The following is a 9,677-nucleotide window of genomic DNA, read 5'->3' on the forward strand; positions in this document are numbered from 1 at the left end:
GGTCTCCCGTGCGGATGCCTGCGTGCCTGTGCGCGGGGACGGTGGAATACAGCTGGAGGGGAGCAACGACGGCGAACGGGTCCAGCGCCGGATCAGAGGATGCGACGTCCAGGGCCTCCTCCTGCGCCATTCCCGCGGCGATCAGCTCCCGAACGCGCTCGTTGAAGTCCTTTTCGAGGTGGCAGTCGTGGCTCAGCACCAGCACTGGCGCCAGGAGCGTTTCCACGAGGACATCCGGCGCGAGTGGCGACCCGTCCAGCCGCCACGGCAGGCTCAGGCGGCGTTCTCCCAGGCGGGGAGGCGCGGGCACGTCGTCCGCGGCCGCCTCGTGGCCCGCGAGGAGGACCGCACTGGGCGCGAGCACGACGTCCCCCTGCCGAAGGGCCGCGTGCGGCTGGGGGAGATAGTCCGCCATGCGTCAGGCCCGGGGCAGCGTCCGGCGAAACTCCGGCTGTGGAGTGCGGCCGCCGATCCGGATGCGTTCCTCGCGTGTGATGGCGCTCGTCCCGGCGTAGTCCGGAAAGAACGTGCGCTCGCGCGGCGACGGGTCCGGCTCGAAGCCCAGCCGTCCCTCCTCAAGCGCCCGCTGAAGCCCCGCGAACGGACGCTCCTCGTCCGCAAGCCGGTCGGTCCTGTCCGACAGCGGCTCCAGCCGCGCGCTCAGCCGCCGGATCTGGCTCCGCAGCCGATCCAGCTCCTGCCGCATGCGCTCGTACTTGTGCGTGGAGACCAGGGTGACCTCGTCGGTTCCGCGCGACCCGAGCTGGATGTCTTCATCGGTCCGTGCCGCCCGCTTGATGAGCGTCGGCAGGTTCTGGCGCGCTTCGCGTACGCCGATTCCCATGGCTCCTCCGGTTAGACAGGCTTCGACGACGGCCATCCGGACTGTGTACACAATATCGCCCGAGATCGACGTTCAGGCAAGCAAACACGGGAGATCCTGGACCGGATCTCCCGTGTACACATGCGACCACTCCGGAGCGTGCCGAAGGCGCCAGCGGCGAATCGGCTCAGCCGTTGCCCAGCATGGCCTTCATCTCGGCGAAAAAGTTCTTCTTCATCTCCTTGCTCTCCTCCTTGGTGAGCGAGGTGACGCCCGCGCCGGCGTTGCGCGCCTCCAGCAGCTCCGGCGGGATCTCCTTCAAAAAGCGCGAGGGCTGCCGCGGGGCCGCGTCGCCGCGCTGGCGGCGCGTGGCGCAGCCGCTGAGCGTAAGCCGGTGCCGCGCGCGCGTGATGCCCACGTAGAACAGGCGCCGTTCCTCGGCGATGGGGTCGCCCGCGCCGTTGGCGTCCCACGTCTTCCACTCCTCCTCCGCCTCGGCCTCGGCGGCGGCCGCGGCGTTCACGCTGCGCGAGTGCGGCAGGATGTCTTCCTCCAGCCCCACGATAAAGACGTGCGAGAACTCCAGCCCCTTGGCGCTGTGCATGGTCATCAGCGTCACCAGCTCGGGGTTCTCCTCCTCCTTGTCCTTGCGGTCGTCCTCGTCCGTGAGCGAGACGCGCTCCAGGAACGCGCGCATGGACGGCGGGTCCCACGCGTCCTCCTCGTCCGGCGGGGGACGGCTGGCCCACGTGCGCTGCTCGAACCGCTCGATGCTCCCCACGAACTCGCGCAGGATCTCCAGCCGCACCTCCGTGGCCCGCTCCGACTTGGAGTTGTCGGCGCGGACGGCCTCCTCCAGCCGCACCCGCTTCACCAGCTCGCGCGTAAAGCCCACCAGCGTGCGCTCCGTGGTGATGCCGTGGTCGATGGCGGCCTGCGTGGAGTGGAACTCCATCCGCAGCTCCTCCATCATGTCCACGAACGCGCGCACGGCCTCGGCCTGCGCGCGGTTCACGCCGTCCACCTGCTCCACCCGCTTGAGCGTCTCGTACAGGGGCTGGGGCACGGCGCGCGAGGCGTCCACCAGCTTCAGCAGCGTCGTGCGCCCGATGCCGCGGACGGGGTAGTTGATGATGCGCCGCAGCGCCACCTCGTCCTTGGGGTTCAGCACCACGCGCAGGTACGCCACCAGGTCCGCCACCTCCTTGCGGTCAAAGAACGACTGCCCGCCCACCACGCGGTACGGCACGTTGGCCGCCCGCAGCTGCTCCTCGATGGGCTTGGACTGAAGGTTGGTGCGGTACAGGACGGCAAAGTCGCCCCACCCCAGCTTTTCCCGGAACCGGCGGACGCCGATCTCGCTGGCGATCATCTCCGCCTCCATCTCCTCGGCGGACTTGTCCTTTTCCTCGCCGAAGGTCCACAGGTCGATCTTGGGGCCGGGACCGTTGCCCGTGCGCAGCTGCTTGGACTTGCGGGCCGTGTTGTGGACGATGACGGCGTTGGCGGCGTCCAGGATGCGCTGCGTGGAGCGGTAGTTCTCCTCCATGATGACGACCTGGGCGCCGGGGTAGTGGCGCTCGAAGTCCAGGATGTTGGTGGCGTCGGCACCGCGCCAGGCGTAGATGGACTGGTCGTCGTCGCCCACCACGCACAGGTTCTTGAGGGGCCCCGCCAGCAGCCGCGCCATCTCCAGCTGGGCGCCGTTGGTGTCCTGGTACTCGTCGATCATCAGGTACCGCCAGCGCTTCCACAGCTTTTCGCGCACGTCCGTGTGCGCGCGCAGGATCTGCACGGGCAGCAGCAGCAGGTCGTCGAAGTCGCAGGCGCCGGCCGCCCGCAGCGACTGCTCGTAGCGGGGGTACACGTCGCTGGCCAGCACGGCGTAGTCGTCCGTGCGGTTGCCCTTGATGGGCCCCTCGGCCACCTCGCGCCGGGCCTCGTCGGGCGTGATGAGCCGGTTCTTCCAGTCGCTGATCTGAAAGAGGATGCGCTTGATGTCGTACGCGTCGTCGCCCATGGTGGCGGTGACGTGCACCTCCTCCGTCATGATGCGCTTGATGGCGGCCAGCTGGTCGCCCGTGGGATAGATGGAGAAGTCCTTGGGCAGCCCCGCCAGCGCGCCGTGGTCGCGCAAGATGCGCGCGCCCAGCGAGTGGAAGGTGCTCAGCAGCACGCCCTTGGCCTCCTTGCCCACGATGCGCGACACGCGCTCCTGCATCTCCTTGGCGGCCTTGTTGGTGAAGGTCACGGCAAGGATGTTCTTGGGATGCACCCCGCGGTCGCGGATGAGGTACGCGATGCGGTGCACGAGCATGCGCGTCTTGCCCGAGCCGGCGCCGGCCAGGACGAGCACGGGGCCTTCGGTGGCGAGCGCGGCCTGCTGCTGCTCGGGGTTCAGCTCGCGCAGGTAGTGCGGGACGTGCGACAACTTCCAGTGCGAAAGTGCGAGAGTGCGAAAGTGCGGGAGTGGCTCCCGGCGAGGGCGGGCGCGGCGCCCTGGGCACCGTCCGCGAGGGGATGAATCTGTGGCCGCCGCCCCGGCCTGTCTACCGGGCGGAGTGTGCGGATTTGCGGATGCGAGGCGGGGCGGGGCATGTCGGCGGAGAGGCCTGACGATCGGACGCGTTGTCTTCCTGAGGGGCCCTCGCAGAACCCGACCGCGCTGGATGCGTGTGGCCCCGAAGGATCTCGCCGACTGTGCTTGGCCTTTCCGATGGGACGGATGGCGGCCCGTTCGTGGCAGACCCCGCGCGGGCGCCCCCTCCGGGCTCGCGGAGCTCGCCCACCTCCCCCAAAAACCTGGGGGAGGTTGAACTGCGGGTTTCATTCGAGACCCAAATCAGTTCTCCCCCTCCCCCGCGAAGCGGGGGCAGGGGGCCGGGGGGAGGGGGCTCTCCGCGGGCCGGCAGACTGCCAACCATGGTGCAGGATCTGTGATCCCCCTTCCCCCATGCCGTTTATGGGGGAAGGGCAGGGGATGGGGGGCGCTCCGCCCGCCGCGCATTCCATCCTCTCAGACGGATATTTCTCTCGCTCCCACCCGAAAACGAGCGGAGGGAGCGCCGTCCGATCCGCGCCCCCTCCGCCCGCCCTCATCCGCCCCTCCCCACCCTTCGTCCAGCCACCCACCCACCCCAGCGAGGTTCACGCCGCCAGCGCCTCCGCACGCGCGGCTTCCGCAGCCTCGTCCATCTCCATGCTCATCTCCATCGCCGCGTCCGTCGCCTGTACGAAGCGCAGCCACGGCGTGCCGTCCCCGTGCGTGCGCGAGACCACGTCGGCGACGTCGGCGGCGCGCAGGAGCAGGGTGAGCTGATAGGCGTCCGTGCCCTCGCCCAGCATCCGGCGAAGCGTGGCCTCGTCGTCGTACTGGTGGCGGATGACGGTCGCGGCCAGGTCGCCCGCCATGGCCCGCGCGATCTCCGCGGCGAACGCCGCCTGCGCGTGCACCCGCGCCAGCTCGTCCGCCGTGAGCGGCTCCGGCTTTTCGAGCAGGTCGCGCGGCACGCCCATCATCCCCACCTCGTGCAGCAGCGCGGCCTGGCGCAGCACGGCGCGCTGCTCGTCCGCCACGCCGTGGCGCGCGGCCAGCCGGTCCGCCAGGTCCGCCACGCGCACGGCGTGCCCGCCCAGGTCCATCTCGTCGTTGCGGGCCTCCAGCGCCGCCAGCAGCGCGGACGACATCTGCACCAGGGCCTCCGCCGGGCGATCGTCGTGCGCCTCGTCCAGGACGGGCGCGGGGCGAGGACGGGATCCGCGGAACAGGCTGCGCAGGGTGGGCATGGTGATGCTCCTTCGGTGGATGAACTTCGGGTCTGTCAGGAAACTCGGACTGCGTCGGCGCCGCGGGGCGAACCCGCGGCGCGTCCGTATCGGTCAGCGGACGGTGATCTGCCGCGTCATCCCGTGCATCACGTGGGGCTTGCCGTCGCCGGCGTCGGGCACCATGCACAGCAGCACGTACTCGCCGGGCTCGAAGTCGGCCGTTACGTGGTTCACGGCGCCCTTGCTCAGCAGGCTGGTGCCGGTCACGGGCATGGCGGGCGGCGGGCCGGCCATGGTCTCCAGCCAGCCCAGCACGTCCTGCAGGGTCTTGCCGGGCGCCAGGCGCATCATCACCACCTCGTGCGGCTGCTCGGCCGCGTTCGCCACGCGCAGGGTGTGGCGGCCGGCGGTGATCTCCGGCGTGATGTCGTACGCGTAGTCGCGCAGGGTCATCTCCACGTCGGCCCGGGGCGCGGCGGCCTCGGACTGCGCCGGCTGCACCGTGAGCGGCTTGACCATGCCCTTCATCAGGTGCGGCACGCCGTCCGCCGAGGGGATCAGGCACACCAGCGCATAGCTGCCCGCGTCCAGCTGCATCGTGGCCTCGCTGTAGCCGGCCGGCGTGGGGACGTTCGGTCCGCCCACGAAGCGCGCCCACTCCGGCAGGGGACCGTGCGCGCCGGCGGCCTGCAGCAGCTCCTGGATGGTGTGGCCCTCGTCCAGGCGAACGAGCTGCGCGTGGTGCATCTCCTTGCCCTGGTTCACCAGCCGCACCGTCGTCATGCCGGCGGGAATCGTCACGGGCGCCTCGAACGCAAAGTCGCGCGCCGTGACGGTCACCAGGGTGGGCGCCGGGGCCGGGGTGGCCGCGTAGGCCTCGCCGCGGCCCTCGTCCGCCTTGTCGATCGTACACGCGGCGTTGATGAAGACGAGCGACGCCGCGAGGGTGGTCCAGTGAGTGTAGCGCATGGTACGTCCTTTATGTGGGTCTCCGGCGCGGGGGCCGGCTCAAGGTTCAGCGGGAGCAACGTCCTCCCGGGTGCGCCAAGGATACAGCGCGTCCCCCGGCGCCACATGAGTCGGATAACCCGGGTCAGGTGACCCATCGGCGGATTTCCGCCGATCGGCGCTCGCTCCTCGCGAGCGGACGCGCGCATGTGATACCGGATTTCCGGGTAGATCCTTCGTGGACGTAACAGGGAGCACGGGATGGCTCTACGGAAGGATTTGCACACGGGGCCTGCGGCCAACGGAGATAACGGTAACTGATCAGAAAAAAACCGTTGACTCCGTTGGCCGCAGGCCCCGTGTGAGAATGTTGTTTCCCGATGTGCCGGGAGGTTGTTTATATCGGAAGTCTTTCTCCGGATTCGCCATGAGAGGGCGTGGAATGCGACGAGCGGAGTATGCGGATCGGCCCTCCGCGCCGGTGACGCGGAGGGCCGATTTGGGGTGATGGGTCAATCAACCCATGTGACGGAATCGGATGCGGATTATCCTTTTGCCCACGGAGACGACGACGCTCCGCATCGCCGGTGAGAGGCCGGCGCTGAAATCCGAGACCGAGATATGACGATGAGCTCCGAATACAACCGCCGCCACACCGATCGCGGCTATATCGTGCAGTTCCCGACGACCATCAACGCCATTCGCTGGGCCCTTGGCCTGGTGCCCGTGACCGAGTCGCTGAGCTCGCTTTCGCACTGGCGCCGCCGCTCGGCGACCCAGGAGACCGCCGCCGGCAACTGATGGATGCAGGGTGGGTGCAGTGGGTGATGCGGGGAGCAGTACCGGGGTGCAGTACGAGGGTGAACGAGGGGAGTTGTACGAGGGGGTAGGTGAACGAGGGGAGCAGTACGAGGGGTAGGTGAACAAGGGTGCAGGGAACGAGGGAATGTAGTGCGGCGGATCGCCTGGGGGGGCGGTCCGCCGCTTTTCTTTTTCGATGAAACCTCCTGCCTCGATGCGTCATCCTGAGGGAGCGCCTCGCGAAGCGTGAATGCACGCAGGCCTTTGGCGCGACCGAAGGATCTTGTGTGCAAAGCGAGACGTCAGCTACGTGCCCCAAATCTGCTTGTCGCGTTGCATGCAAGATCCTTCGTCGCCGCCATCATCCCTGCAGTGGTCAGGATCGGCGCGGCGGCTCCTCAGGATGACGCCTTTCTGGCGGACGAGGGCTTGTCGCCCGCTTTCGCCGACGTGCGGTACACACGCTCGAACGCCGCGTCGATCCGGCCTCAGCCCTGCCCGAAGAGCAGGGCGCCGACGGCGGCGCGGGAGCTCACGCCCAGCTTGCCCAGCACCTGCTCGGTGTGGTTGCGGGCCGTGTAGTAGCTCATCTCCAGCCGCGTGGCGATCTCGGCGTTGCTGCACCCCTCGCCCAGCAGCCGCGCCACCTCGATCTGCCGCGCCGTGAGCGCGTACCGCTCGCGCAGGGCCTCGTCGCTCAGCGGACCCGGCCGCGCGGCGGGCTCCGCGGCGGGCGCGCCTGCCGTCGGGGCGGACGACGCGGCCGGCGCGGCACCGGCGCGGCGCAGCAGGGCGCTGATGCGCGCCATCAGCTCCAGGATGCTGAACGGCTTGGTGACGTAGTCGTCCGCGCCCAGGCGAAAGCCTTGCAGCTTGTCGGCCTCGTCGCGGCGGGCGGAGAGGATGAGCACGGGCGTCTGCACGCCGCGGCCGCGCAGCTCCTCCAGCACCGTGTAGCCGTCGCGGTCCGGCAGGCCCAGGTCCAGCACGATGAGCGCCGGGCGGTCGGCCGTGGCCACGGCCAGGGCGTGCGCCGCCTTGGTGGCCAGCGACACCTCGTAGCCGTCGTACTCCAGGCTGCGCTGCAGCCCCTCGGCGATGTCCAGGCTGTCTTCGACCACGAGAATCCGGCTCATCGGCAACGCGCGGGTAGGGGAGAGGATCAGGAGAAGGTCAGCCGGCGGCGAGCGCGGACGCGGATCCGCCGGGGGCGCCGGCATCCAGCGCGTCCGTGTCGGCCAGCGGGAGCGTGAAGACGAAGGTGGCGCCGTGGCCGGGCTCGCTTTCCACCCAGATGCGGCCGCCGTGCGCCTCCACGAGCCCGCGGGCGATGGACAGGCCCAGCCCCAGCCCCCGACGGTCCGCGTGGCGCGCCTGCCAGAACGCCCCGAAGATGTGCGGCACCTGCTCCGGGGGAATGCCGGGGCCCGTATCCGTCACGGAAAAGCGCACCTCGCCCTCCCCCGGCGCGCAGGCCAGGGTCACGCTGCCGCCCTCCGGCGTGAACTTGACGGCGTTGCCCACGAGGTTGCTGATGATCTGCACCACGCGGGCGCCGTCGGCCAGCACGGGGGGCGTGCCCTCGTCCACCCGCAGGTCCAGGCGCAGGCCGTGCGCGGCGGCCAGGGGGCGCAGCGCGTGCGCCGCCTCGGCCAGCATGAAGGCCGGCTGGCGGGGGAAGACCTCCAGGGCCAGGGCGCCGCGCTCCATCCGCGACACCTCCAGCAGGTCCTGGATCAGGCCGTCCATCCGCCCCGTCATGGTGTGGATGCGCTTGAGGCCGTCCCGCTCGTACGCGCTGGCCGTGGGCTGCAGCATGGCGGAGATCATCTCCGCCTCCATGCGGATGGCCGTGAGCGGGTTGCGCAGGTCGTGCGCGACCACGGCCAGCGTGTGCTGCCGCGCCTCCGTGGCCGCCCGCGCCTCGCCAAAGAGCCGCGCGTTCTCCACGGCCATGGCCGCGCGCCGCCCCAGCTCCTCGGCCAGCGCCACCTCCTGCTCGCCGAACCCCGCGCCGGGCCGCGTGCGCCCCAGGATCATCCGCCCCACGGCGCGCCCCGCCGCGCGCAGGGGGACGACGAGCGCCGCCTCCGCCGGGCAGCCGCCCAGCAGGGCGGGGAATTCCGCCCCGTCCGCGGACCGGGCCGCGTCTCCGCCGGTGTCGTGCGCGGGGCTGGCGTCGCGCAGGCGGGACTCGTGCGCGGGGTCCGCGTGGGTGGCGGCCGCGCGGACGGCGCCGCCCGCGTCCACCAGGTCCACGGCGCAGCACTCCGCCAGGCGCGGGACCACCAGCCGGGCCAGCTGCGCCACGGCCGTGGCCGCGTCCAGCGACGCGTTCAGCACGCGGCTGGCCTCCGCCAGCAGCTCCGCCGCCTGCCGCGCCATCCGCTGCTGCGTGTACAGGACGCGCGTCTCCAGCAGGTTGTGCACGCGCAGCAGGGCTTCCGTCGCGTCGATGGGCTTGTTGAGGAAGTCCTTGGCGCCCGACGAGAGCGCGCGCTCCTTGGCCTCGGGCGTGGCGTCCGCCGTCAGCACGAGCACGGGGCGATAGTCGTCCGGCGGCGTGCGGTCGCGGATGTCGGCCAGGATTGCGAAGCCGTCCCGGTGGGGCATGTGCAGGTCCAGCAGCACCAGGTCCGGCGCGTGCTTCTCCCACAGGGGGATAGCCTTGCGCGCGTCCGACGTGCGGACGAGCGAGGTGTACCCCTCCGCCTCCAGCAGCACCTCCAGCAGGTCCAGGTTGGCTTCCTCGTCGTCCACCAGCAGCAGCGTGCAGCCGCGCACCGCGTTCGTCATGCCGGATCCGGGCGGGGGGTGAGGTGCACCTCCAGGGTGGCCAGGAAGTCGTCCAGGTCCAGCGGCTTGGTCAGGTACGCGTTCGCGCCCGCCGCCCGGAGCCGCTCCAGCGAATCGCGCGTGGCGTCGGCGCTGATGACGACGACGGGGATGTCCATCGTCCGCGAATCGGCCCGCAGCCGCCGCAGCACCTCCTCGCCGGGGATGTCGGGGAGGTGCAGGTCCAGGAGGACAAGGTCCGGCCGGTGCTCGCGCGCCAGCTCCACGCCGATGCGCCCCTGCAGCGCGGGCACCAGCTTCCAGCCGGGCCGCATCTGCAGGAACGTCTCGACGAGGCTCAGGTTGGCCAGGTTGTCCTCCACGTACAGCAGCGTGGCCGTCCCGTGCTGGCCGTCGTCCGCCGCGGCGGCGGGGATGCCGGCGTCCTCCGCGCGGCGCAGGGGGTTGGCCGCGCCGAGAAGGCCCAGGCGGAACACGCTCCCCTCGGGCCCCGTGGACTCCAGCACGAGCGTGCCGCCCATGGCCTCGGCCAGGCGCAGCG

Annotated in this window: 9 protein-coding genes; 1 reads left to right on the forward strand and 8 read right to left on the reverse strand. The window is 70.8% G+C overall.

Annotated features, from left to right (window positions below; translation table 11 throughout):
- The 5 genes from VFZ20_RS09055 to VFZ20_RS09075 form a co-directional block, all read right to left on the reverse strand.
- On the reverse strand, window positions 1-415 hold a 415-nt coding region (locus VFZ20_RS09055; protein ID WP_329683538.1), incomplete at its 3' end, for a hypothetical protein.
- Between the two features lie 3 nt (window positions 416-418).
- Window positions 419-880, reverse strand: coding sequence for a type II toxin-antitoxin system prevent-host-death family antitoxin (locus VFZ20_RS09060; protein ID WP_329683539.1), 462 nt, complete (start codon window positions 878-880; stop codon window positions 419-421).
- Window positions 881-1,010: 130 nt separating this feature from the next.
- Complete coding sequence (locus tag VFZ20_RS09065; RefSeq protein WP_329683540.1) at window positions 1,011-3,254, reverse strand: ATP-dependent helicase; 2,244 nt, start codon at window positions 3,252-3,254, stop codon at window positions 1,011-1,013.
- 716 nt (window positions 3,255-3,970) lie between these two features.
- Entirely contained in the window at window positions 3,971-4,609 is a 639-nt protein-coding gene (locus VFZ20_RS09070) for an HD domain-containing protein (protein WP_329683541.1), read from the reverse strand.
- 93 nt (window positions 4,610-4,702) lie between these two features.
- The gene (locus tag VFZ20_RS09075) at window positions 4,703-5,560 is read right to left on the reverse strand and encodes a hypothetical protein (protein WP_329683542.1); all 858 of its coding nucleotides are present in this window, start codon (window positions 5,558-5,560) and stop codon (window positions 4,703-4,705) included.
- 606 nt (window positions 5,561-6,166) lie between these two features.
- Here VFZ20_RS09075 and VFZ20_RS09080 point away from each other — a divergent pair.
- Window positions 6,167-6,340, forward strand: a complete 174-nt coding sequence (locus VFZ20_RS09080) for a hypothetical protein (protein WP_329683543.1) — start codon at window positions 6,167-6,169, stop codon at window positions 6,338-6,340.
- Window positions 6,341-6,828: 488 nt separating this feature from the next.
- On the opposite strand, the gene VFZ20_RS09085 is transcribed toward VFZ20_RS09080, so the two are convergent.
- The 3 genes from VFZ20_RS09085 to VFZ20_RS09095 form a co-directional block, all read right to left on the reverse strand.
- The gene (locus VFZ20_RS09085) at window positions 6,829-7,476 is read right to left on the reverse strand and encodes a response regulator (RefSeq protein ID WP_329683544.1); all 648 of its coding nucleotides are present in this window, start codon (window positions 7,474-7,476) and stop codon (window positions 6,829-6,831) included.
- Between the two features lie 37 nt (window positions 7,477-7,513).
- On the reverse strand, window positions 7,514-9,136 hold the full coding sequence (locus tag VFZ20_RS09090) for an ATP-binding protein (RefSeq protein WP_329683545.1): 1,623 nt from the start codon (window positions 9,134-9,136) through the stop codon (window positions 7,514-7,516).
- The coding region (locus tag VFZ20_RS09095; RefSeq protein ID WP_329683546.1) for an ATP-binding response regulator at window positions 9,133-9,677 on the reverse strand (545 nt) is incomplete at its 5' end. The genes VFZ20_RS09090 and VFZ20_RS09095, both read right to left, overlap by 4 nt.

The sequence above is a fragment of the Longimicrobium sp. genome (assembly GCF_036280135.1).
In the GTDB taxonomy this organism is placed as follows: domain Bacteria; phylum Gemmatimonadota; class Gemmatimonadetes; order Longimicrobiales; family Longimicrobiaceae; genus Longimicrobium.

Bases quoted from the DNA above. Each gene is read 5' to 3' on its own strand.
- VFZ20_RS09075 (WP_329683542.1), bottom strand. From the start codon at position 5,560: ATGCGCTACACTCACTGGACCACCCTCGCGGCGTCGCTCGTCTTCATC.
- VFZ20_RS09080 (WP_329683543.1), top strand. From the start codon at position 6,167: ATGAGCTCCGAATACAACCGCCGCCACACCGATCGCGGCTATATCGTG.
- VFZ20_RS09090 (WP_329683545.1), bottom strand. From the start codon at position 9,136: ATGACGAACGCGGTGCGCGGCTGCACGCTGCTGCTGGTGGACGACGAG.
- VFZ20_RS09070 (WP_329683541.1), bottom strand. From the start codon at position 4,609: ATGCCCACCCTGCGCAGCCTGTTCCGCGGATCCCGTCCTCGCCCCGCG.
- VFZ20_RS09060 (WP_329683539.1), bottom strand. From the start codon at position 880: ATGGCCGTCGTCGAAGCCTGTCTAACCGGAGGAGCCATGGGAATCGGC.
- VFZ20_RS09085 (WP_329683544.1), bottom strand. From the start codon at position 7,476: ATGAGCCGGATTCTCGTGGTCGAAGACAGCCTGGACATCGCCGAGGGG.